Origin of the sequence: Oceanicoccus sagamiensis (genome assembly GCF_002117105.1) — a bacterium.
Classification (GTDB): Bacteria; Pseudomonadota; Gammaproteobacteria; order Pseudomonadales; family Dasaniaceae; genus Oceanicoccus; species Oceanicoccus sagamiensis.
Map to the genome: position 1 here is coordinate 1,576,500 of NZ_CP019343.1, position 23,628 is coordinate 1,600,127.

25 protein-coding genes are annotated in these 23,628 nt (G+C 48.2%); 12 read left to right on the forward strand and 13 right to left on the reverse strand.

The annotated features are described in order from the left end of the window. Positions 1–32: 32 nt before the first annotated feature. Positions 33–1,832: a type IV pilus assembly ATPase TfpB gene (gene tfpB / locus BST96_RS07080; RefSeq protein WP_476703807.1), complete on the reverse strand. Its 1,800-nt coding sequence runs from the start codon at positions 1,830–1,832 to the stop codon at positions 33–35. Between the two features lie 308 nt (positions 1,833–2,140). On the opposite strand from tfpB, the gene BST96_RS07085 reads away from it, so the two are divergent. The 5 genes from BST96_RS07085 (at position 2,141) to BST96_RS07105 (ending at position 7,116) form a co-directional block, all read left to right on the forward strand. Further along, the gene (locus BST96_RS07085) at positions 2,141–2,818 is read left to right on the forward strand and encodes a TIGR00153 family protein (RefSeq protein WP_085758026.1); all 678 of its coding nucleotides are present in this window, start codon (positions 2,141–2,143) and stop codon (positions 2,816–2,818) included. Positions 2,819–2,853: 35 nt separating this feature from the next. After that, the gene (locus BST96_RS07090; RefSeq protein WP_085758027.1) at positions 2,854–4,137 is read left to right on the forward strand and encodes an inorganic phosphate transporter; all 1,284 of its coding nucleotides are present in this window, start codon (positions 2,854–2,856) and stop codon (positions 4,135–4,137) included. Positions 4,138–4,240: 103 nt separating this feature from the next. Then, a complete protein-coding gene (gene argE, locus BST96_RS07095; RefSeq protein WP_085758028.1) occupies positions 4,241–5,392 on the forward strand; it encodes an acetylornithine deacetylase in 1,152 nt (383 codons plus the stop codon). 81 nt (positions 5,393–5,473) lie between these two features. Beyond that, complete coding sequence (argA, locus tag BST96_RS07100; protein WP_085758029.1) at positions 5,474–6,778, forward strand: amino-acid N-acetyltransferase; 1,305 nt, start codon at positions 5,474–5,476, stop codon at positions 6,776–6,778. Positions 6,779–6,780: 2 nt separating this feature from the next. Further along, complete coding sequence (locus tag BST96_RS07105; protein ID WP_085758030.1) at positions 6,781–7,116, forward strand: cupin domain-containing protein; 336 nt, start codon at positions 6,781–6,783, stop codon at positions 7,114–7,116. Positions 7,117–7,189: 73 nt separating this feature from the next. Here the strand turns inward: BST96_RS07105 and BST96_RS07110 are convergent, their stop codons facing one another. The 3 genes from BST96_RS07110 to BST96_RS07120 all read right to left on the reverse strand — a co-directional run bounded on the left by BST96_RS07110 (position 7,190) and on the right by BST96_RS07120 (position 8,900). Continuing rightward, positions 7,190–7,498: a VPLPA-CTERM sorting domain-containing protein gene (locus BST96_RS07110; RefSeq protein ID WP_085758031.1), complete on the reverse strand. Its 309-nt coding sequence runs from the start codon at positions 7,496–7,498 to the stop codon at positions 7,190–7,192. Then, a complete protein-coding gene (locus BST96_RS07115) occupies positions 7,495–7,860 on the reverse strand; it encodes a hypothetical protein (protein WP_085758032.1) in 366 nt (121 codons plus the stop codon). Before BST96_RS07115 ends, BST96_RS07110 begins: the two co-directional genes overlap by 4 nt. Positions 7,861–8,045: 185 nt before the next feature. Then, complete coding sequence (locus BST96_RS07120; protein WP_085758033.1) at positions 8,046–8,900, reverse strand: phytanoyl-CoA dioxygenase family protein; 855 nt, start codon at positions 8,898–8,900, stop codon at positions 8,046–8,048. 134 nt (positions 8,901–9,034) lie between these two features. Between BST96_RS07120 and BST96_RS07125 the strand changes: the two genes are divergently transcribed. Then, on the forward strand, positions 9,035–10,333 hold the full coding sequence (locus tag BST96_RS07125; protein ID WP_085758034.1) for an MFS transporter: 1,299 nt from the start codon (positions 9,035–9,037) through the stop codon (positions 10,331–10,333). Positions 10,334–10,591: 258 nt separating this feature from the next. Here the strand turns inward: BST96_RS07125 and BST96_RS07130 are convergent, their stop codons facing one another. The 6 genes from BST96_RS07130 to BST96_RS07155 all read right to left on the reverse strand — a co-directional run bounded on the left by BST96_RS07130 (position 10,592) and on the right by BST96_RS07155 (position 15,917). After that, a complete protein-coding gene (locus BST96_RS07130) occupies positions 10,592–10,894 on the reverse strand; it encodes a hypothetical protein (protein WP_085758035.1) in 303 nt (100 codons plus the stop codon). 220 nt (positions 10,895–11,114) lie between these two features. Beyond that, positions 11,115–11,372 (reverse strand): hypothetical protein, encoded by a 258-nt coding sequence (locus BST96_RS07135; protein WP_085758036.1) that lies wholly within the window; start codon positions 11,370–11,372, stop codon positions 11,115–11,117. Positions 11,373–12,039: 667 nt separating this feature from the next. Continuing rightward, positions 12,040–13,317, reverse strand: coding sequence for a dicarboxylate/amino acid:cation symporter (locus tag BST96_RS07140; protein WP_085758037.1), 1,278 nt, complete (start codon positions 13,315–13,317; stop codon positions 12,040–12,042). Then, the gene (locus BST96_RS07145) at positions 13,314–13,865 is read right to left on the reverse strand and encodes a DUF1415 domain-containing protein (RefSeq protein ID WP_085760491.1); all 552 of its coding nucleotides are present in this window, start codon (positions 13,863–13,865) and stop codon (positions 13,314–13,316) included. The genes BST96_RS07140 and BST96_RS07145 overlap by 4 nt, the downstream gene beginning before the upstream one ends. Before the next feature lie 249 nt (positions 13,866–14,114). Continuing rightward, positions 14,115–14,387 (reverse strand): HU family DNA-binding protein, encoded by a 273-nt coding sequence (locus BST96_RS07150; protein ID WP_085758038.1) that lies wholly within the window; start codon positions 14,385–14,387, stop codon positions 14,115–14,117. A 153-nt stretch (positions 14,388–14,540) separates the two neighbouring features. After that, the gene (locus tag BST96_RS07155; protein ID WP_085758039.1) at positions 14,541–15,917 is read right to left on the reverse strand and encodes an FAD-dependent oxidoreductase; all 1,377 of its coding nucleotides are present in this window, start codon (positions 15,915–15,917) and stop codon (positions 14,541–14,543) included. A gap of 144 nt (positions 15,918–16,061) precedes the next feature. Between BST96_RS07155 and BST96_RS07160 the strand changes: the two genes are divergently transcribed. From BST96_RS07160 to BST96_RS07185, 6 genes are all read left to right on the forward strand, one after another. After that, positions 16,062–16,619, forward strand: coding sequence for a chorismate--pyruvate lyase family protein (locus tag BST96_RS07160; protein ID WP_169713943.1), 558 nt, complete (start codon positions 16,062–16,064; stop codon positions 16,617–16,619). A 98-nt stretch (positions 16,620–16,717) separates the two neighbouring features. Continuing rightward, positions 16,718–16,945 carry a hypothetical protein gene (locus tag BST96_RS07165; RefSeq protein ID WP_085758041.1) on the forward strand — a complete coding sequence of 76 codons (228 nt, stop codon included), beginning with the start codon at positions 16,718–16,720 and terminating at the stop codon, positions 16,943–16,945. 64 nt (positions 16,946–17,009) lie between these two features. Continuing rightward, positions 17,010–17,891 carry a 4-hydroxybenzoate octaprenyltransferase gene (gene ubiA, locus BST96_RS07170; protein ID WP_085758042.1) on the forward strand — a complete coding sequence of 294 codons (882 nt, stop codon included), beginning with the start codon at positions 17,010–17,012 and terminating at the stop codon, positions 17,889–17,891. Next, positions 17,881–19,032, forward strand: a complete 1,152-nt coding sequence (locus tag BST96_RS07175; protein WP_085758043.1) for a GNAT family N-acetyltransferase — start codon at positions 17,881–17,883, stop codon at positions 19,030–19,032. The genes ubiA and BST96_RS07175 overlap by 11 nt, the downstream gene beginning before the upstream one ends. Positions 19,033–19,228: 196 nt before the next feature. Continuing rightward, on the forward strand, positions 19,229–19,717 hold the full coding sequence (locus tag BST96_RS07180) for a GNAT family N-acetyltransferase (protein WP_085758044.1): 489 nt from the start codon (positions 19,229–19,231) through the stop codon (positions 19,715–19,717). A gap of 96 nt (positions 19,718–19,813) precedes the next feature. Further along, positions 19,814–20,152, forward strand: coding sequence for a hypothetical protein (locus tag BST96_RS07185; protein ID WP_085758045.1), 339 nt, complete (start codon positions 19,814–19,816; stop codon positions 20,150–20,152). 121 nt (positions 20,153–20,273) lie between these two features. Here BST96_RS07185 and BST96_RS07190 read toward each other — a convergent pair whose 3' ends face one another. The 3 genes from BST96_RS07190 to BST96_RS21235 are packed head-to-tail and all read right to left on the reverse strand — an operon-like array spanning position 20,274 to position 23,409. Next, on the reverse strand, positions 20,274–21,917 hold the full coding sequence (locus BST96_RS07190) for a response regulator (RefSeq protein WP_085758046.1): 1,644 nt from the start codon (positions 21,915–21,917) through the stop codon (positions 20,274–20,276). Positions 21,918–21,932: 15 nt separating this feature from the next. After that, positions 21,933–22,529 (reverse strand): DUF938 domain-containing protein, encoded by a 597-nt coding sequence (locus tag BST96_RS07195; RefSeq protein WP_085758047.1) that lies wholly within the window; start codon positions 22,527–22,529, stop codon positions 21,933–21,935. Position 22,530: 1 nt separating this feature from the next. After that, entirely contained in the window at positions 22,531–23,409 is an 879-nt protein-coding gene (locus BST96_RS21235; RefSeq protein WP_085758048.1) for a response regulator, read from the reverse strand. Positions 23,410–23,628: the final 219 nt, after the last annotated feature.

Genomic DNA, 23,628 nt, shown 5'->3' on the forward strand with positions numbered 1-23,628 from the left:
CCAGCAGTCACTATACGCTATAAAACGCGCCCTTATTTCCTTGGGGGCGCAACTCTTAACACTTCGGCTATGGTGGTATCACCGGCTGCCACTTTTTGTGCACCGGACAAGCATAAGGTTTTCATACCTTCTTTCATGGACTGCTGGCGTATTTTTTCTATATCCACCCGCTCATCCACATGCTCTTGAATATCGTCAGATAATAATAAAATTTCATAAATACCCTGACGGCCCAGATAACCGGTATTGCGACATTCCAAACACCCTTTGGGTTGATAGATGGTTTGTGGCACAGGGACTTTCCAGGGTCTGGTCAATGATTTCCAATCCGCTTCGCTCACGGTATCTGGCTGTTTGCAATGGGGACATAAGGTTCTGACTAAACGCTGGGCCATAACCCCAAGTACTGTCGCCTTTAACAAATAGGGCGGCACGCCCAACTCCAATAATCGAGTCAATGCACTGGGGGCATCATTGGTGTGCAAAGTAGATAAAACCAAGTGGCCTGTTAGTGCTGCCTGGATGGCCATCTCGGCCGTTTCTAAATCACGGATCTCACCGATCATCACTATATCCGGATCCTGTCGCATCAACGCCCGCACACCGCTGGCAAAATCCAAATCAATATTATGTTGCACCTGCATTTGGTTAAAGCTGTCTTCCATCATTTCGATGGGGTCTTCGATGGTGCAGACATTAACTTCTGACGTTGCCAATTGTTTTAAACTGGAATAAAGGGTGGTGGTTTTTCCCGAACCGGTTGGGCCGGTCACTAAGACAATGCCATGGGGTTTTTCTATCATGCCATGCCAGCGCTTGTAATCTTCATTGGCTAAACCCAATTGCTCAAAACTGCGCAGTAGCACATCGGGGTCAAAAATCCGCATCACCATTTTTTCACCAAAGGCGGTGGGCAAGGTGGATAAACGTAATTCCACTTCGTTACCTTCTGGGGTCACTGTTTTTAAACGACCATCCTGAGGCTTGCGTTTTTCGGCCACATTTAAGCGCCCAAGAATTTTTAATCGGCTGGTAATTGCCATCGCCACCTGCAATGGAAATTCGCTAACGTTATAGAGCACCCCGTCAATGCGAAAACGCACATTGCCAATTTCACGACGAGGCTCGATATGAATATCACTGGCACGCTGGTCAAAGGCGTACTGTAAAATCCAATCGACAATATTAACGATATGCTGGTCATTGGCATCGGGGTCTTTCATATCCCCCAGTTCTAATAGCTGTTCAAAATTGGTGACGCCATCAAACTGTTTGGTATTAGTATTACCCGATGCGCCACGTACCGATTTAGAGAGGGAATAAAACTCGACGGTATAACGCTTAAGGTCAGCGGGGTCGATTAGCACGCGCTTGATAGTGCGGCGCAGTACATGCTCAAGATTGGACTGCCAGGCACTCAGGTAAGGTTCACAACTGGCAATGGTCACTTCATCGGCCGTCACATCGACCGCCAGGATTTTATGCCGGCGGGCAAATTCAAAGGACATAACCTCGGTAATGGCATGCACATCGATTTTCAGGGGGTCCAGATTGTAGATGGGCTGTTGGCTAGCCTCTGACAGCCAGGCCAATAATGCATCTATATTGAGAGAGGTGCCGGGGCGGCTGGTATCGCTCAAGTTTTGATCAGCAATATAGCTGAGTGGGTGTTTAAGGGCCTCTTCCTGACTGCGGGAACCATTGAGCAGCTGCACATGGTCCTGTTGGCTAATCCGCCCATCACGCAGCAGATTATCCATCACCCCCCGCAAATCAAGGGCCCTTTCTGCCTGTCTGGCACCAAACACTGCGCTATCTGTCGAACCTGCCACGTAAATCTAACTCCCAAATTACACTATTTTGCCTATAAGCCCTTAAGTATGGCCCAGTATGACAGGGCTGCCAGCGGGGTTGGTGATATTAGTCACAGCTTTGCTGTTAGTGGAAAGTGGCCTATTACCAAAAGCCTGACAACGACTGTAACAAAACTGTCATATTTCTGAAATATAGTAGCCGTCATAGAGGTACAAACGGCGTATTTACGGGTTTTAAATTAGGCCAACTGAACAGTAGCCTAGTGGTGATTAACCCCCTATACTGCGCAAAAATAATGACACTAATATTACAGTAGGAGCCCCCCATGGCAGGCAACCCTTTCGGGAATTTATTTGGCCAATCCCCTATTAGACCTATCCAGGAACATATGGCAACAGCCCATAGCTGCGCGACACATTTAAGCGGCTATTTTGAGGCGGTCATTGCTGGTGACTGGGATAAGGCCAAAGAGATCCAAAAGCAGATCTCAAAACTGGAAGGCGATGCCGACAAGCTGAAAAAGCAAGTCCGCCTGAATATGCCTAAGAGCCTGTTTATGCCGGTACCCCGCTCCGACTTGCTCGACCTTGTCACCATGCAAGACAAAATTGCCAACTGCACCAAAGATATTGCCGGCATTATGCTGGGGCGCAAAATGGCAATCCCTGAGAAAATGGCACCAATAATGGCAGAGTATGTACAAGAAGCCGTTGCCACCTCAGCCCAGGCCCTTAAAGCCATTCAGGAAATGGATGAATTATTAGAAACCGGATTTCGTGGCCGCGAAGTCAAAGTGGTGGAAGACCTGATCAAAGAGCTGGACCGCTTGGAAAATAAAAACGACAAACTTCAGGTTAAAGTCCGCGCCATGCTGTTTAAGCTGGAAAAAGACCTTCCACCTGTCGATGTTATGTTTTTGTACAAAATCATCGACTGGGTTGGCGAATTAGCTGACCGCGCGCAGAAAGTAGGCTCTCGTTTAGAGCGTCTGCTTGCCAGTTAACAAACACTTTCTAATAATTTTTTCGGTAAAGAACTATGTCTATTATTGCTGAGCACGGCCAAATACTGTTAATTATGGCCTGTCTATTTGGCTTCTTTATGGCCTGGGGCGTTGGTGCCAATGATGTTGCCAATGCGATGGGTACTTCGGTAGGGTCAAAAGCCCTGACCATTAAGCAGGCGATTTTAATCGCCATGATCTTTGAGTTTGCAGGCGCTTATCTCGCCGGTGGTGAGGTCACCTCCACCATCCGCAAGGGCATCCTCGACCCGGCCTTGATTAATAATTCTCCCGAGTTATTGGTCTACGGGATGATGGCCGCCCTGCTCGCGGCCGGTACCTGGCTATTAATTGCCAGTATGAAAGGCTGGCCGGTGTCCACGACCCACTCGATTGTTGGTGCCCTGGTAGGCTTTGCCGCCGTGGGTATTTCAGTGGATGCGGTTAACTGGGGCAAAGTGGGCACCATCGTTGCCAGCTGGGTTGTCTCGCCAGTACTGGCAGGCACCATTTCTTTTGGCCTGTTTATGAGTGTACAAAAGCTGATACTCAATACCGAGAAGCCGTTTCAAAATGCTAAAAAATATGTGCCCATGTATATGTTTGCGGTGGGCTTTATGATTGCCATGGTGACCTTATTAAAAGGCCTGAAACATCTGGGCATTGAAGTCGACCTTGGCCTGGGTAGCAAGTTTGCCAACGCTCTGCCTGTTGCTGCTGTTATCGGAATTATTGTAGCCATCATTGGTAAAGGCATGCTGACCAAAGTTAAAGAAGAAGTGATTCCGGAAGATGCCAACCGCTTTGGCAATGTTGAACGCGTCTTTGCCATATTGATGATCTTTACTGCCTGTGCCATGGCGTTTGCCCACGGCTCCAACGATGTAGCCAACGCGGTTGGCCCACTGGCGGCGATTGCCAGCGTGATTGGCAGTGGTGGTGAGATTGCCAGCAAATCTGCGCTTCCGCCCTGGATTTTGCTGTTAGGCGGTGGCGGTATCGTCATCGGTTTAGCCACTTACGGCTTTAAGGTAATGGCCACTATCGGTAAGAAAATTACTGAACTTACTCCAAGCCGCGGTTTTGCTGCTGAGCTGGGTGCTGCTACTACCGTGGTATTTGCTTCTGCAACAGGCTTACCTATTTCTACCACGCACACGCTGGTAGGTGCTGTGCTCGGTGTAGGTTTGGCCCGAGGTATTGGTGCACTGAACCTGCGAGTGGTTGGCAGTATCTTTATGTCCTGGGTAATTACTTTGCCAGCGGGCGCCGGTTTAGCCATTCTGTTCTTCTTTACCTTTAAGGGTATCTTTAGTTAAGAGCAAAGTGATAAACCATCAAGGCGGCTTTAGCCGCCTTTTTTATGCCTGCCATCCCCGTTTAGTAGTATGATCTGCCATAGACCAATTGATGGGATAAGCCATGCCAGCCACCGTACCGCCCCTACTCACCATGATGAACGAGCTACTGCGTGAAATCTCTGTCAGCTCTACCTCAGCACAGTGGGATACGGGCAACCGTAAAGTTATCGACAAACTCGCGGGGTGGTTAACGACTCTGGGCTTCGACTGTGAAGTTATCCCTCTGGAAGGTAACAAAAATAAAGCCAATCTGATTGCTACACTGGGAAGTGGACCTGGTGGGCTGGTGTTGTCCGGGCATACGGATACCGTCCCTTTTAATGAAGAACGCTGGGCGATGAACCCCCTTGGCCTGACAGAACAAGACAATAAACTCTTTGGCTTGGGCTCAACGGATATGAAAGGCTTTTTTCCGATTGCTATCGAAGCCGCCAAAGCCTTTCTGGAACAACCCTTAAAAGAACCGCTGATTATTCTCGCCACCGCTGATGAAGAAAGCTCTATGGACGGTGCCAGGGAATTGGCAGCTCAGGGCGCACCCAAAGCACGCTTTGCCGTGATTGGTGAGCCGACCGATTTAAAACCGATCAGAATGCATAAGGGTATGATGATGAATGCCATTACTGTTGAGGGCCGCGCAGGCCACTCTTCAGACCCAAGCCTGGGTAATAATGCGATGGAGGCGATGCATACGGTGATGGCGGATTTACTGAGCTTTCGCGCTGAGCTGCAAGCGCGTTATAACAACCCTTTATTTAAAGTCACTGTGCCCACCCTTAACCTTGGCTGTATTCATGGCGGCGATAACCCCAACCGGATTTGCGGCCAGTGTGAATTGCATTTTGATGTACGCGCCCTGCCGGGAATGAATAATGATGATGTGACTCACGAAATCTCTCAGCGCTTAGCGCCGCTGGCCAAACAGCTTAAGGTCAATATTAGTTTAAGGTCACTGATCAAACCCCTGGCTCCTTTTGAGCAAAACGCTGATTCAGCACTGGTCAAGGCAGCAGAGCAACTGACGGGGCACAGCGCTGAATCCGTCGCCTTTGCCACAGAAGGGCCTTTACTCCAGCAGTTAGGTATGGAAACCATTGTGCTGGGGCCAGGCTCCATTGACCAGGCCCACCAGCCCAATGAGTATATGGCCCTAAATCAGGTACAGCCTGCAGTGGATTTGTTAAAACAACTGATTGGGCGCTTTTGTTTATAAGGCTACTGCGCCCCTTGCCCTTGCCGCTAATAATCCGCACAATAACCTACATTATTGATAGCACACATACAAAGAACCCCCATGCCCACAAAAGACTACGTTAAATGGTTCCGTAACTCAGCGCCCTATATCAATGCGCATAGAGGGAAGACCTTTGTGCTGATGTTTAGTGGCGATGCGGTTGCACACCCCAACTTTGCCAATATCATTCACGATATTGCCCTGCTCAATAGCCTTGGGGTGAAATTGATTCTGGCCCACGGTGCCAGGCCACAAATTGAAGAGCGGGCAGCCTTAAGAGGTATAAGCACACGGATCGAAAAAGATCTGCGCATTACCGATAGCCAAACGCTGGAATGCGTTAAAGATGCCGCCGGTTCTGTAAGAGCGCAAATTGAAGCCTTGCTCACGATGGGCCTGGCCAATTCGCCCATGCATGGCGCACAAATCCGCGTATGCTCTGGTAACTTTGTGGTGGCCAAACCGATTGGCGTGCGCCACGGTGTAGATTTTGAACATACCGGCACCGTTAGAAGAGTCGATACCGCCGGCATTCAAAAACAATTGGACGATGGCTCTATTGTGCTGCTTTCACCTACCGGTTATTCACCCACTGGCGAGGTGTTTAATTTATCCCTTGAGGATGTAGCTACTAAAACCGCCATTGCCTTAGAAGCTGACAAACTGATTGTGTTTTCCGAGCAAAGTGGTTTGCGGGATATGAATGGCTCACTGATACAAAGCTGCCAGGTGAGTGATATTAAATTTTTGCTGGAGCATTGTGATAATAGCGATACCGCCCGTCTATTACGATCTATTGCCTACAGTGGTGAAAACGGTATCAGCCGCTGCCACTGTGTTAGCTACACCGATGATGGCGCCTTGCTACAAGAACTCTTTACCAGAGACGGTTCCGGCACATTAATCTCACAGAACCATTATGAGCAGTTGCGTACGGCGACCATTGATGATGTCGGCGGCATTCTGGAATTAATTGAACCGTTGGAAGCTGAAGGCTCATTGGTAAAACGTTCCCGTGAATTGCTCGAGAATGAAATCTCATTATTTACTGTCATTGAAAGAGACGGCATGATCGTCGCCTGCGCGGCACTCTACCCTTATGCGGATTCTGCTTCTGGTGAAATTGCCTGCGTTGCCACTCACCCCGATTACAGAGGTGAAGATAGGGGCGAAAGATTATTAGCGGCACTGGAAATGCAAGCGTTAGAAAAACAGTTGGACAGTGTGTTTGTATTAACCACACAAACGGCGCACTGGTTTCAGGAATTGGGCTTTGTTGAAATTTCTCAGGACCAACTGCCGGAGAAGAAAAAGCAGCTCTATAATCTACAACGTAATTCCAAAGTCTTCAGTAAAAAGGTTTAGCGATGATTATTTCCTCACTGGATAAACTTGACTGGACTGAAGTTTCCCACAATCCCCGCGTGCAAAAAAAGCAGATTTTGGACAATAGTGTTTGTCCGCAGCTGGGCCAATTTGCACAGGCCATCTTTCCGCCGGGTGAAACAGCACCGGCACATAGCCATGCCAATATGACCGAAGTATTTTTTGTGCAGTCAGGCCGCGGGATCATTATTGTAGAGGGTAAAGAAATCCCGTTATCACCACAAACAACGGTGACAGTGCAACCTAACGAGTCTCATGAAGTTATCAATAACAGCACTGAGGATTTGATCGTGCTGTTTTTTGGTATTTGCCATTAAAGATACATTTTGTTCTGAAGCAATGTTGCAATAAGAGTTGCAATACGAGTTGCTATATCTGCTGCAATAAAAATTACTGCCTGCGTTTAAAACCTACCAAACCCAATAAAGCCGAAGCCATAAACCATGCTGCTCCAGGTACCGGAACAGGAGAGGCGACCAGTATACGCATATCATCCATATTATGAGCAACGACGGTACTAAAGCTTAGCGTCTTGGCATCGGGGGACAAGGTAAAGAAATTATTAGACCCATCTAATTCAAAAATACGGCCAGAGCCGCCGCCGGAATAGACAGTGCCAACCGCACCAAACATTTCATCGGTATCATCTAATTCTGACTGCTTATAAATAATACCAACAATCGCCTGCTCAAAAGTCATAGAGCCGGTAAAGGTGACATTGGCGCCTTGTTTATCCGCATGAAAATAATAACTATCGTAAGTACCGGCGCCCAGGTTACCCCCCAGGTCGCTTCTATAGCGGCGTTGCCACTATCGTAATCGCCGGTAGGATTATTTTGGAAAGGCAGTGCGGTCACAAAAAATGACTCTGTTACCACAACGTTCTGCTGCTCCTGCCAAAAAAAGGCATGATCTGAAGACTCTAATTGACCGTGGTCAGCAGACGCTGGCGGCGGTGCACTTAATACAATATCGCCCGATAAAATAACCGCACTAAAAGCCGTCGGGCTAAGCATAAGCAAGGTTAATAGAGAGACTAGTTTCTGTAGTGAGTACTGCATGGGAATACGCCTGATCATTATTATATTTATGGGCTTTATTCTCTCGAGTTAAGCAAGGCGAGTCAAACCGAAGCTGTAAAGGTTTCCGTCACTTAATGAAATAAGTACACTTTTTTAGCTTAGATATAAGTCAATCAGGGCTTTTTCGTCGAAGTTTGCCCCCATAAACCGGTTTTTGCTATCGCTTAGAAAAGACTGGGATAATCCTGCCAGTAATATTGCAGCTCTTTATGCTGCCAGTTTTGGTAAATACTTTCCCAGCATAGGCCCTCAATCCGCCACCCATGATGCGGCTCAAGATTGGTTGAAAACACCGGTGCACCATAATCACAAAACCGTGTATCAATACTAATCCTTACCAGATCTTTGGCGGTATTGGGCTCGGCTTTATGAATGGTGCAGGAATGAAATAAAATCACATCACCCTGCTCTACATCGGAGACATGCCAGGTTGTTTCATCGGGGAAAATTTCACACTGCACACCGCCCACACCATCGGCCGGGCCAATCTTTCTAACACCGTGTTTATGGGAGCGGGGTAAAACTTTTAAGCGGCCCATCTGATCGTTAACATCATGCAGCGCAACCCAGATACCCGCCATCGTTGGGCCTGCATTATGAGAGTGCGCGTCCTGGTGTGGCGGTGTTTCAAAGCCCAAATTATTGGGGGTGGATATGCGCGCCATTTTAATTGGGTAAACAAACGAGGGCTTGCCCTGTAATTTATCCATTAAGGCGGCGATAGGGTCGGTATGAAAAAAACTGTGGAAGGATTCCAGTGACTGCATTTTAGGGTAAACCTTATCCCAGATCGGATCTGTCTCACCAAAGGCGGGCCCGGTTAAAACCGGTTTTTGCTGCTGTTGATCAAAACCGATATAGGGTGCCAGCACCGCTAACAATTCATCCAGCAATTGATCACAGACTTCACTGGCTACATAGCCTTTAACATGCAGATAGCCCCACTCCTGAAACCTCTGTTGCAGCGTTTGCGGGCCTTCATCAATATCTGAAACGATCAGGGGTTGATTGCTGCTCATGGTAGGCGAATATTCTCGGGTCAGTCTCTATTGCGCGCACGATAACATTGTCTCCCACAGGTGCAACAGTTACTATTTGCGCCAACCAAAACAATAATGAATGCAGTACGTCTGTTTTCCCCCTCGGAGCCCCTATGTCCACCCCGCAAAATACCTTTTTAGGCGTCGCCTTATCGGACGGCGTACGTCGCCATAATCTTGCGGCGTATATGTATATTGCGCTGGTCTCTTCCGGTTATGCCGGACTGCTAGCCATGCTGGAACCCGGCTTGCTACAGGTCTTAGAAGTCCCCTTTGAAGAGCAGGGTTTAATCACGGGTAATCTGCGGGTGATGCAGGAGATTGTCTATATCGCACTGATGGGTGTGTTTGGTGTGTGGGCCGACCGGATTGGCCGACGCCCGATTTATGTCGCGGGCTTATTATGTATCACCTTTGGCTACGCTATTTACCCCTTTGCCACCAGTCTTGAGCAACTGGTGGTTTACCGCCTGATTATTGCAGTGGGTGGCGCAGCCATGATGGGTATGATGATTACCATTATCTCGGACTATACCCGCAATGAAACCCGCGGTAAGGCCAATGGTATTCAAGGCATGATGGCTACCTTTGGGGCCTTTATCCCTCCCCTGTTAGGTTTTGTGCCCAAGCTATTAGTTGACCGCGGCTATGACGAGCTTGAAGCTCTGCAAGGCGCCTATATTGCCGCCGGTGCCATCGGCTTAAGTGGTGCTGTAGTTGCCTATTTCGGGCTGGCAAAAACCGTGGGCAAACAGACCCAGGCCGCCAAAGAAAAAATGACCGTAATGTTAAAGGAAGGCTTAAAGGCTGCCCGCGACCCGGCTACGGGGCTGTCTTATGGTGCCGCCTTTATTTCACGGGGTGATTTGGCAGTAACCGGCGCCTTTATGGGTTTATGGTTTGTGCAGTACGGCGTGGGCGAGTTGGGCATGAGCTTTAGTGATGCTATGAGTACCTTATCCGCCCCCCGGGTATTTACTACCGTCTTTGGTGCTCTGGTGGGCGCACTCTTAATGGGCTATATCAGCGATAAAATCAGCAAGGTGGCGGCGGTATCGCTGGCATCGGGCCTGGCGGCGGTGGTTTATCTGGCGATTTTCTTTGTCGATGACCCCACCGCAGACTGGGTGTGGGGTTTGATGTTTATGATGGGCATTGCTGAGATCAGCGCCTTTGTAAGCAGCCAGGCTTTAGTTGGGCAGCAGGCGCCGGAAAAACGGCGCGGAGCTGTGATTGGCTTTTTTGGCACGGCCGGAGCTATTGGGATTTTGGTGGGTAGCGGCGGTGGCGGTTGGCTATTTAAGCACTATGGCCCTGCCAGCCCGTTTATTCTCTTTGGTGTACTTAATCTGGCGGTGTTTATCTGGTCACTTAAAGTGGGGAAGCTCTATAAGGGTTCTAATCAGAATTAAAGCCCTTATTAATTGATGAATTCAGGTGTCTTCTACTCAGGTGGGGGTTTAGCTCGCCGGATTCAACGTAGGGTGGATTATAATCCACCCATGATGAGAGTGCTTGAGGCTGGGCTTGGTGGATTGCAATCCACCCTACAGTTGGCCGTTAGTTGGGGCTTACTTTACTGACGCGACAGAACGCTTGGCTCTTGTTTGGCATTTGCCCCGAATAGTCATGCGCCTTTGTAGGAGTGACTGGCATAAAATAAGGGGGTTTTAAGCCAAAAGCCCCTCTTTAAATACAAAGCCTTCACCATCATCCATTACTGTCAGTAGATATTTAACTTTGGGCTGGCAGTTTTGCAGGCAAATGGTGACGTCTTGATCAATGGATTTGCGCATATTGATTAGCATGCCAATGGTGGCCAGGCTGCCATCTTCATTGTCATGCATTTCTACGGTGATTTGTTCACGGGCACTTTTCGCTGCCAGCTCATAGCTGCGCCTGAACTCCGCGGCTCCGCCGGGTAAGGTATTTAAGGGGAATGACAGTATATTGTCTTTAGTATCGAGCTCCATGCCGATCTCCATAGGTATTGTGGTCCTGATTAATAAACATAGCTTAGCAATATAAAAAAATAAAGCTATGACCCGGACGGACAAGCTTATGACCATCCAGGACAGGATGGGGATGGGGGTGGGGATGGGGATGGGGAAAATACGACCCTGGCGGTAAATGCCGGGCAAAAAAAGGGGGCGGATAAACCGCCCCAATATGCTGAGCTAAACCTCGTAGTACTTAGTGCAGCGTGACTGTTTCGCTAGCACTGTCAGCGCTGTCTTCATAGCGACAGGCTTCCATCCATAACGGCCATTCCATCGGTAGCACCTTATCAATATCCTGATGCGCCTGCATTTGATCGGCGGCAGGCAAGGTAGTAACAAAATCCATCAGTTGATTCATATTGTCGCGGGCCAAACATAATACATCGATATCATCCTGCTGCTGTGCCCAGCGGATGCTGCTTTGAAGGTTATCGATATAGTTATTTAACATGTTGAGTTCCCGTTCTTTTAGTCAGTTGTGCGCCTTTTGCGCTAATACCAAGTACTAAAGCAATCAGCGGGCCAACTTTATAAACAGGGCTAGAATTGCTCTCTATCTAACTGATTTAAAAGAATAAATAATTTTTCGCCGAGATATATTAGAGCCCAGGTAGACGAGCGGCTGACAGACTTTTGCCGTTAATAACGAGGAAAACTTGGAGGATTTTTAGGCAGTGCCAAAAAAGCGCCAAAAAGTTGTTGGTTAGAGATTGCAGGGCGTGGGTGAAGTTGGGTGTTTCAGGGGACGCTACAAGTTCATCCATGAAGGCTCGTGAAAAAGGTCCCTCTTTTTCACGCCCCTGAAACACCCAACTTCACCCACACCTTCAAGTTTACGTTGCCGTTATAGAACAGAAACTCAATAAATTATTGGTAAACATAAACCCGAAAGAAAGTGTGGCCGTGATGCCAGAGCTGAGGTGGGTAGCAGGTTTCGGGGCCGTCGTTGGCAGGGATGCCAACGAAGAGCGGCCAGGGATGGCGAAAAGCGTGCCCCGAAACCTGCTACCCAGCTCAACTCGTTCCCGCACTATCTACTCGCCCGCAGAACGCCAGTAAAACTAGCTAACAAATTTATTCAGGAGCCATGCTTCTATAAAAATGATAAAACCCGGAGCTTATGAAGCAATATTGGTTTCTTCACCTTCTGAACGGGCAATAATCACCGCACCACAGGAGTCACTGTAAACATTGACCGCGGTTCGCATCATATCGAGTATACGGTCGGTGACTAACAGTAAACCTAAACCTTCCAGCGGTAAGCCAATCACACCGAGAATAACAGTGATGGCCACCAGACTTGCAGCGGGGATACCCGCCACACCAATGGACGTCAGCAAGGCCACCAACACAATCGTAAATTGCTGCACGATGGTCAGGTCCAGACCGTAGGCCTGGGCAATAAACATCGCTGCCACACATTCGTATAAGGCCGTACCGTCCATATTAATGGTGGCCCCCAGTGGCAATACAAAACTGGTGGTTTTGTTAGAAACGCCAATCTCTTTTTCAACGGTTTCTAACGTCAGTGGCAAGGTGGCTGAACTGGAAGCGGTGGAAAAAGCCGTCAACATAACCGGCGACATTTTTTTGATAAATAAACCGGGGCGAACACGGCCCATCACACGCAACAGGATCGGCAGGGTAACAAAGGCATGTATAGCCAGTGCCGCGACCACGGTGACAAAGAAAATTAATAACGGGGAAAACGCCGCAAAGCCGGTAGAGGCAACCGTTTTTGCAACCAGACCAAACACCCCCACAGGCGCAAACTTCATCACCCACATGGTGATATGCATCATGGTATCAAACACGGCCTGCCAAAAGTTTTTTAACACCGCGCTTTTATCATCATCAATACGGGTCATAAAAAACCCGAATAATAAGGAGAAAAAGATCAGCCCCAGCATTTGCCCGCCGGCGGCAGCGGCCACTACATTGGTCGGCACCAAACGCAAAAATACATCACTAATATCACTGGCGCCTTTGCCTTCCACTTTTTCTACCACCAGCGCCAACTCGTTAGCGTCGGTGCTTAGGTTAAGTTGTTCGCCAGCGGCTTCACCATTAATTAATCCTGGCGCGGTTATATTTACTAATACCAGACCCACCAGAATCGCTAACAAACTGGTTGTGGCGTAAAACAAAATAGTTTTGCCACCGAGGCGGCCCAAATTATCACTGCTGCCAATACCGGAAATACCGGTGATAATTGACGACATCACCAGTGGCACAATAATCATTTTTAAAGCGTTTAAAAATAAAGTGCCGATAAAACCATAGATGGCATAAAAGCTCACACCCAGGATACTGGTGTCGGTGCCGGTTATCATTCCCGCCAGGCCCGCAGCAATAATCGCGATTAAGATTTGCCAATGTAGTTCAAGCTTGATCATAGTGATTCCGTGGATAATAGTTTTAGCAGGGCCGGCTTGCCCATGGTTTGTAGTTTGCGAATATTGTTTTCTGGTATTAACTCTGGCTCCGGATAATTTTCCAAGGCCCGGCTTAACTGTGCTTCGCGAATAAAATGTAGCATAGGATAAGGCGAGCGATTGGTATAGTGGCTCACATCATCAGCGGCAACACCCTCAAAACAATAGTCCGGATGAAAACTCGCAATTTGTATGACGCCGTCTAAGCCCACCTGCTGTAATAACTCGTTGGCTACCTCAACCAATGACCAGTATTGGTCAAAGTCGCGCAGGCCCTGACTGAATACTAGCAGGCTGGTGGCCATTGTGCTTTCATCGGTTTGCTGCAATTGATCCAGCTGCTCTAACACAGCGCTGATCATGGCCTGGTCCTGCTCCGCTTCGCAAACTTCTATATGCACGCCATCAGCTTTCAGTACCGGGGCGGCGAAGGGGCAGAGGTTTAGGCCAACCACAATGGTTTCTAACCATTGATGGGTTTGTTGGGCGGCGGGGTTTATATCTGTCATAGCTGCATAGTTATTCGCTGATTGCTGTTTGGGTCCCATACTTTAGATAAGTTCAACCCCGTAGGGTGGATTATAATCCACCGGTTGTGACGGTTTTTAGCTGGGTTTGGTGGATTATAATCCACCCTACTGTGTTATTTAAGGCGCTTGTCCCGGAGGGTCATAGCTTCGCGGGAATGACGTGAAGCATAAAAAAACGGATGACATTCTCATGTCATCCGTTTTTTTATTATCTTTCAAAAGAGGCGCTTAGTTCAACGCTTCTTTTAAGGCTTTACCAGGCTTAAAGCCAACGGTATTGCTAGCCGCAATCTGGATTGGCTCACCGGTTTGAGGGTTTTTGCCGGTACGGGCATTGCGGTGACGAGTTTCAAAGGTGCCAAAGCCAATCAGGCTAACGGACTCTTTGCGGCTCAGTGAGTTAGTAATTTCATCAAGGATGGCAGAAAGCACATCGTTGGCTTTATTAACGGGGATGTCGGCCTTATCGGCGATTTGTTCAGCTAGGTCTGGCTTGCGCATAATCGTTCCTTATCTGTGTTTGGTCTTTAGAGACACTTAGTTATTGTTAGATATTGGCTTTAGAAGATAGCCCGGCAATATATCCTGATAATGCTTAACCGGACTATCTCAATTTTTTCGAAAATAGTAAACCCAAGTTTGTAAAAATGCGGTTTAGGGCATAATGGGCGATAGCTCTTTTTGTAAGCGCATTTTCTCTTTGGTGCCTTCGCCGGTCAGGGCAAAGCCGATTAAACCACCATCTGGGCCACGGAATTCCGCAGTCACGTTATTACCTTCTTCCTTCACAGTCCACTCACCTTCAGCATCTCTAGGCACTGGGTTAACCACAACCGGGCAGGCGGGTGTTTTAATGGTTACAGGCATTGCCGCATAGCTTACTTCAGTAGGCTCACCGGCAAGGGTTTTACCCAAAGCCCTGGCACCGGCCATTAATGGGGCAACATAAACCAGTACATGGCCAGCCACTTCGGCACAATCGCCCAGGGTATAGACGTTTTTGGCAGAAGTTTCTAACAGACGGTTGGCGACAATACCGCGGTTTACTTCAATACCGGCGGCTTTGGCCAGCTCAGTACGTGGGCGCACACCAACGGCACAGACCACAATATCAGCATCAATAGTCGCGCCGGTATTTAAGGTCACCACCACACCAGAGTCGGCTTTATTGACTTCGGTAACCAGTGGGCCAAAGTGGAATTTAGCGCCTTTTTCTTCCAGCGCACGCTGTACCGCTTTACCGGCAACTTCAGGTAACAGGGTTGGCAAACAGTAATCCAGCGGATCGACGGTTTCTACTTCAAAACCGCCATTGATCAGGTCATTGGTATATTCACAGCCGATCAGGCCGCCACCGATAACACAGACCTTTTTGGCGCCGGTCTTTTTCACGGCCTTGCGGAAATCATCAAAGTCCAGCAAGTCGTTGATGGAATAGACATAATCCAGCGCATCACCGGCAATCGGTGGTTTGATGGTTTCAGCACCGACAGTCAATACCAGCTTGCTGTAGTGGATGCTGGTCGCTGCATCGCCGACCTTAATCATCTGCTGGTCAGTATCAATAGCTACCACGTCAGTCATGGTCCACACGCTGGCTTTCAGGGTTCTGGCCATGCTGCCGGCATCGGATTGTGCCAAATCAGTGGCTTCGGTATTTTTGGTATAGCCGGTGGATAACATCGGCTTGGAGTAGGAGCGGCCATCATCGTTGGTGATTAAGATTAATGGGGTTTCCGAGTCATGCTTGCGAAATTCCTTGGCCAGGCCATAGCCTGCCAGGCCTGTGCCCAAAATCACCACAGGGGCGATAACATGGTCGGTAGTATCTTCATCTTCATGGTGGGGCACTTCAGTGGCAGCCTCGGCCACTTCAATCATTTCAAAGTCTTCCTTGCCAACACCACAGTCAGGGCATAACCAGTCATCGGGGATATCATCCCATTTGGTGCCCGGTGCTATGCCTGAATCCGGGTCACCTTTAGCTTCGTCGTAAACCCAGCCACAAACAATACATTCCCATTTAGTCATTACAAATCCTACCTATTCGCTTTCTCATTATGTTGTTGTCTAATCTGTTCCCAGTACTTATGTCGAACTGCCCAGCACTTGCATGTTGAATTGTATTCGCGCATCCTCACGCTTATTGATACCCAATCTGCTGGAAGCCCGCTATTGTACGCCCTTCAACCACTCGGATACCACCCCAAAGAATCTAACTGGCAGGATTATCACCACTTCACGTCCTCACAGCTGCCCGGCAAAGTGCGGCCATGGCTATTAGACCGGGGGTCATTGACCCAGCGTCTGATCAAATCCAGCAAAGGGCAGTTTAAAGTACAGGTGCTAAGCCAGCAGTGGCAGCGCCCCCGGCTCTCTGAGGCGACCTTGCTGGGGCTGCAGCACCGTGAAATGGCGATTATCCGTGAAGTGGCCCTGCTCTGTGCGGGCCAGCCCTGGGTATTTGCCCGCAGTGTAATACCCGCCAGCTCACTGGTGGGACGGCTGCGGCGGCTGCGCAAGTTTAATGATAGCTCGCTGGGGGAAATGCTATTCCGAGACCCCAGTATGCGCCGCTACCCCTTCCAGATTGCCGCCATAGACGGCCAGAGCCCCCAATTACCGGCGTCTATGCAGGCTTCGGGCCAGCTCTGGGGCCGGCGCTGCCGATTTGAACTGGCCGCCAGGCCCATTATGGTCAGCGAGATCTTTTTACCCGACTTTATCCCCTAATTTAATTGCGCTTAGGCCTTGGCATTTTATAAGACTGTTTATAAAATAGGCGTTCGGCCATAATAATAAAAAAGCTTAATGGATAAGGGCGCAGAACCATGAACCGTAAAATCTTTCTCAACCGCCGCTCCGGCACCGACCGCCGCCAGCTTTACAACTCGGCCTATGATAGCCGCAGGGTGATGGACCGCCGTCAAATCCCCAATAACGACCTGGCGCTGATTATCGGCAGCGATGGTCTGGACCGCTTTGAATTAATGGCCATTGTGCCTATTCTCGCGTTGATGTCTGCGGTGATGCTAGGGGCCTACTTTAGCAGTTTCTAACTGGCCTCAGACTCCCCCGCTGTTATACTGTTGGCCGCCAGCCTGCCCACAGAACCTATAAGCCATGACCACCCTGTTCTCTAGCCTTCGCCATAAAACGCCGGATTATCTGGCCCTGATTCGCTTTGACCGCCCCATTGGTACTTACCTCTTGCTATGGCCAACGCTGTGGGCACTGTGGATTGCCGCCGAAGGTTTACCCGACCTCAAGTTGCTGGTGATTTTTATTCTCGGTACGTTTTTAATGCGCTCGGCGGGCTGCGCCATTAATGACTTTGCCGACCGCAAAATTGATGCCCATGTTAAACGCACCGCCAACCGGCCTTTGGCTACCGGCAAGATCAGCTCAAAAGAGGCACTGATTTTTACCGCAGTGCTGTGTTTGCTAGCCTTTGTGCTGGTATTGTTTACCAACCCTAAAACCATTGCCTTATCCTTTGCCGCTGTTGCCCTCGCCGCCTGCTACCCGTTTATGAAACGCTACACACAGTTGCCACAGGTGGTGCTTGGGGCGGCATTTTCCTGGGGTATACCCATGGCTTTTGCCGCCCAGCAAAATGCGCTGCCTAAGGAGTTATGGCTGCTGTATTTTGCGGTGGTGATTTGGACAGTGGCCTATGACACTTTTTATGCAATGGTGGATAGAGATGACGATATACAAATAGGTGTTAAGTCCACCGCTATTCTATTTGGCCAATACGACCGCTTAATTACCGGCCTGCTACAAGTTATTGTGCTTGTATTGCTGGTTGAAGTCGGCCGCGCCTTTGGTCTGGGTCAGTGGTATTTTTTAAGTTTGATCGTCACAGCGCTGCTCTTCGTATATCAACAGTACTTGATTCGACACCGGGACCGGGATAATTGCTTTAAAGCATTTTTAAATAATCACTGGGCCGGTGCCATTATTTTTGGTGGCATTGCACTGAGTTATTACCATGCAGGTTAGTTTTATCAACAGTATTGAGCAGATTGAACACGCTCAATGGAATGCCGTTGCCGGTACTGATTACCCGTTTACCCGCTATGAATTTTTACAGGCGCTGGAGCTTAGTAAAGCCACTGACCGCGAGTCTGGCTGGCAACCGCAACATGCACTGGTTTATAACGGCGATATATTGATTGCCGTCATGCCACTGTATTTAAAATACCACTCCTATGGCGAGTATGTCTTTGATTGGTCATGGGCAGATGCCTACCAGCGACACGGTTTTGCCTACTATCCAAAAATACTATCGGCCATTCCCTTTACACCCGCAACAGGCCCCAGGCTTTGTATCACCGAAGATCAGGATGCTGCCGCTGTAAGGCAAGCATTAAGTGATGCCCTGCTAGCCCACGCAAAGGCAATTGATGCCTCGTCTATCCATATTTTATTTCCGCCGGCTGAAGATAAAGACCAATTTCAAAAACTCGGTTTTAAGCCACGTCGCGGCTCACAGTATCACTGGTTTAACCAAGGCTTTAGCAACTTCGATGATTTCCTTAATACGTTTAGTTCGCGAAAACGCAAAAACCTGAAAAAAGAACGCCGTAAAGTTGAACAGCAGAATTTACAACTGGAGGTAATTGAAGGGCCCGATATTTCACCGGAAATATGGCAGCGGTTTTATTATTTTTACCAACTGACCTATGCCAAGCGCAGCGGCCATGGCGGCTACCTTAACCAGGAATTTTTTGAATTAATTGCCGAGACGATGGCCGAGCATATCGTACTGGTATTGGCCTATGACCATAATAAAGGTGGCGAAGCCATTGCCGGGGCGATTAATTTCCGTGACTCAAAAACCCTGTACGGGCGTTATTGGGGCTGTATGGTGGAATATGAGTTTTTGCATTTTGAAGCCTGTTATTACCAGGGTATTGAATACTGTATAGCCAACGGCCTGCAACGCTTTGACCCCGGCGCTCAGGGTGAGCATAAAATTCAGCGGGGCTTTACGCCTATTGAAACCTGGTCTAATCACTGGATTGCGGAGCCTGCGTTTGCGGCGGCGATTGAGGATTTTATAGATCAGGATAATCGGTCGATGGAGGGGTATATTGAACAGGCTTGTGAGATGTTGCCGTTTAGGAAGGCGGATAAATAACCCTTAGAATATATAACTCCCCTTTTTCCTCAAAGCAGAGCTGAAAACCAGATACCCCTCTTTTTATTGTATTAATAGGTGGGGATTTTTTCTCTTTAAGTGTCTTATATGATGTAGGGGCATGTCGCGGTTATTTAAGAAATCCTTTATTAAACGCGCATGCGCTGTATATAAATGTTAGCCGCAAGGAGCGATCATGCCTACAATACGAAATTTTAAGAAAACCGACGCGACGCAAGTCGATGCAGTCGCTATCGCTGCCTTCGAACAATATGAGGAAGCGTATCTCGATTGGTCGGAATTCAAGGAAAATATCGGGAGAATGTCAGCCCTGTCCAATGTAGGAGAAGTTATTGTAGCGGAAGAGGATGGGCAGATTGTGGGTGCCGTAGCCTACATAGGCGCTGGCAAACCAAAAGCGTCGTATTTTCAACCGGAGTGGCCAATCATGCGAATGCTAGTAGTGGCCCCTTATGCCCGTGGTCGTGGTATCGGGCGCATACTGGCTAAGGAATGTATAAGCCGTGCACAGCGGGACGGTGCATCCCTATTCGCGTTACACACCAGTGGTCTCATGGATGTCGCGTTGCCAATGTACAAGCGGATGGGATTCAAGTGGGTTCGAAATACACCTCCGATTCACGGGGTCGAGTATGGTGTATATATCAAAGATCTTAGCGGCTAACAATCACATTAAATTCGCTCCCTCCGGTCGCCGGACGCTCCTGACGTCGCGCCGTTTATGTGGGCGTTATAGTCTATATAGGAGAAAATAGTAATAATGGACACTGTATTAGAGTTTGTAAAAATAGGAACTATAGTGGTTCTTTTTCTCGGTGTACTAGCTTATTCCTGGTTGCTAATAAGAGCCTACTTTCTTGGCAAGACATCTACAAAAACAATGCTCGAACGTTCTCCTGCTCATAACTTCGGCTTACCATTTTCGGCTGTAGCATCATTCGGTCTAGTAACTTTGCTTGATGTCGCAGTAAAAGGTAATCTTGATTTTCACGCTTTTGGTTTAGAATTTTCTGGTCCTTCAGCCCCTTTAACCCTGTGGGTTGTTTGCTATATTACTTTTGTTTGGTCAATTAAAAAAGTGGAGCCCGAGCATAAATAGCTATAACAATACGTGGTAGTCGAGACAGTCCACTAGGGTGACCTGCTGCTGTACTCTGCGTTATATGTCCAAAAACCAGGGATATGAAACTTGAAGTACCAACCAATATAAACCAAATACTTTAAGCCGCAATATCATCCTGCATAGCCAACAACTCTTTGCTTAATCGCTGGTAGTTATTATATTTTTTATGGCTGGTAGGAATACCACGAATTTGGGTTAAACACTGTTCCGCTTCCGTTAGCCACTGTTCAATTTGGTTGCTATCGGTGCTGACCTTAATAGATTTTAACAGGGCCTGAGTCAGGTTAAGATTAAGTTCAATATTTTTGGGAAAGAACATCTGTGCTTCTCTAAAGTACTCCGCCGCCTTGGGATACTCCGCCGCCTTAAATTGCTTAATACCCTGACGGTTTAGTTTAATAATTTTTGATTTGCCATCTTTACTGACGGGCTCATCTAATATCTTATCGGCTTTGGATAAAATCGCAGGGTCTTTGCTGTTTTTTACCAGCGCTTTTAGCACTCGCTCTGCCCTTACATTATCACCGGATTGGCTGAGTGTTTTGGCAAACTCTAATTGGCAATCTTCAGAAAATGATGAGGGGCTTTCTTCATAGAGGGCTTTGGCCTGAGCCATACGCTCCTTGCTATCTTCTTTATTGCCTTTGCCATAGGAGACCCTGCCCTCTATTAATAAGGACTGTAGTTCATTGTCCCCATAAACATGGAAGCGGGTTCTCATTAAATCTAAATGGCGAGCTATTTCGCTGGTTACCACATTATCGGTATAGGTATCGTGATGGTCACAAAAGTCACTGATACAACGGGACAGATTTAAATGGTTATCCGCCGATTCATATTTGGTATTGCGGGTGGCTTTAATAATATTGCGCCAGGCACCTATGGCGGTATCGTAGTGGTTATTGCGCTCGCAAATACTGGCATACCATTGCTGGCGACGAATCGACAGGGGCGAGACTAATACCGCTCTGGCCATAATATCTTCGGCTTTTTTAAAGTCCTCTGTTTCCAGATAAATTTTGGACAGGTCTTCGTAGGCCTCGATATACATATAGTTAATATCAATCAGCTCGAGGTAAAGCGCCTCGGCCTCGTATAAACGCCCCTGTTGCAGATGGACTTTGGCCAGACCTAAGCGCGCCCAGTCGCTGTCGTGGTTGATTAATTCCAGATCATAAATTTCCCGGGCGCTATCACTGTTGCCCAGAGTATGATGCAGCTCGGCTAAGATGCGCTGGGTATTGCTGCGAAATTCATCGTTGCTGGCTAAATAGTTTTCACAGTCTTGAACCGCCAGTTGATAACTGTCGCCATCAATCGATTGAAATACTTCATGCAAACTGGATTTATAACGCAGTAGCCGTTTAACGCGGCGAATTAATAAATTCTGTGGGTAGGGTTTTGCCAGATAATCATCGGGCTGGTATTCCAGTGTACTCAGCACCACATCGCGCTGGGTTTCAGAGGTTAAAATCACAAAGGCGCTGACATTGGGGAGTATTTTTTGACTGCGCAGCTCTTCTAATAATTGCTGGCCGTTTTTCCCCTCTCCCAAATCGTAGTCTGCCAGCACCATATCGTAATCAACATTTTTACACATATTGATAGCACTGCTGGCACTGACGGCAATATCGACTTTGCTGGCACCCAGAGATAATAAACTACGGCGCAGGGTATCGCGGCCGAAGGGATAGTTATCGACAATAAGAAATCGATTTTCTGCTGGCTTGTCGGATAACATGGGGTTAAAAGTCCTTTACTGCTTTTGCCATACTAAACAACGGTTGTTGGCGGGCATGGCAATATCATCTAGCAATGATAGTCCAGCCTCTTTAGCCAAACTGTGAACTGCTTCAAAGTCACGGATGCCACTTAAGGGATTGCGACTTTTTAACCATTGTTCAAAGTTGGCATTACTTTCGCTGGTAAATTTACCCTCGTAGTTAAAAGGGCCATAGAGGCAAAATATACCACCGGTCTCTAGCACATGGTTTATACCGGTAAAAAACCGTTCGACCTCTTGCCAACTCATTATATGAACAGTGTTAGCAGAAAAAATAGCGGGGGTGGTGGCCACTGGCCAGGGCTGGTTAACGTCCAACACCTGCGGCGGTAAAATATTGTCGCGCTGCGCCCAGTCAAGCCAGCTATTGATGCCCTCTATATACTCTTGTTGATCGGCAGGTTGCCAATAAAGATGAGGCAGATGCTCAGCAAAATACACCGCATGCTGGCCAGTGCCGCTACCTATTTCCAATACATAATCAGTATCGGCAAAGTAGCGCTGTAGCACATCGAGGATAACGGCCTTATTGTTTTCGCAGGCCTGAGAAAAGGGACGGTCCATAGACATTTTACAGTTTGGCGATATAGCGTGATAAGTGTTCGAGTTTTTGTGGGTCGTCATCAACAAAACGAATCACTAATTTGATCACCCCCGCATCAATACGATTTTCGGCCGCCTGGAGGCTATGCACATAACCATTTAAGCGCGCCACATCTTCACCATCGTTTTGCACAATGCTAATCACGACGGATTCAAAAATAGCCGGCAGGGTTTGCTCACGCTTAATCGCGCCGTTGAGCTGTTGCAGTGAGATATCATTGATAATGCACTGGCTGTTAAAACTGGCAAAGGTCAACATGGCCTGGCCGCGCACAGCGGTTTTAGCTTTGGGCTTAGCCGCCGGTTTAGCCGCAGCGGGGGCTTGTGGTTTGGCCGCGGTTAACACATTGGCAGAATCATTAATCGGATTGGCGGCGGGTTTTGGCGCAGGTTTGGCACCACCGGTTAGTACCCCAAGGCTGCTATTCGCATCAGGGTCTGGCACACCGTGGGGTTTAACTTTTTTACCCACTTTGGCGAGGGCCTTGGTGACTTTGCCCACCAAAGCTTCCGGGGTAAAAGGTTTGCCAATATAGTCGCTAACACCGGCTTGGGCAGCTTTAACAATATAGTCCCGCTCGCCCCGGCTGGTCACCATAATAAAGGGCAAGTCCGCGTATTTTTCTTCGGCGCGCAGCCAGCGTAAAAACTCTTCACCAGTCATTTCCGGCATTTCCCAATCACAGAGAATCAGGTCAACACGGTTGGTTTTTAATAGTACCTGGGCTTTCTTGGCGCTGGGAGCATCCATAATCTCACTGCCGGGAAAGTGGTCCCGCAGGTTCTTTTTCAACATATCGCGGATAAAGGTCGCATCATCCACTACTAAGAATTTTAATACTGCCATAGGTGCCCAGGTTGTACTTATGTGTTTAATCTTTTTTATCGCTCAACGGTGTTTAAGCGAGTTGGTGGATTACAATCCACCCTACAGTGTTGCTAACAAGTAGGGTGGATTGTAATCCACCAACTAACGGCTGCGCTGGCTGTAGGGGTTTACTTAGCTTAGACGAGAAATGGACAGGGGGCGAATGTAGAGGGCAGCTTTTCAGGCTAGCTGCCTAAA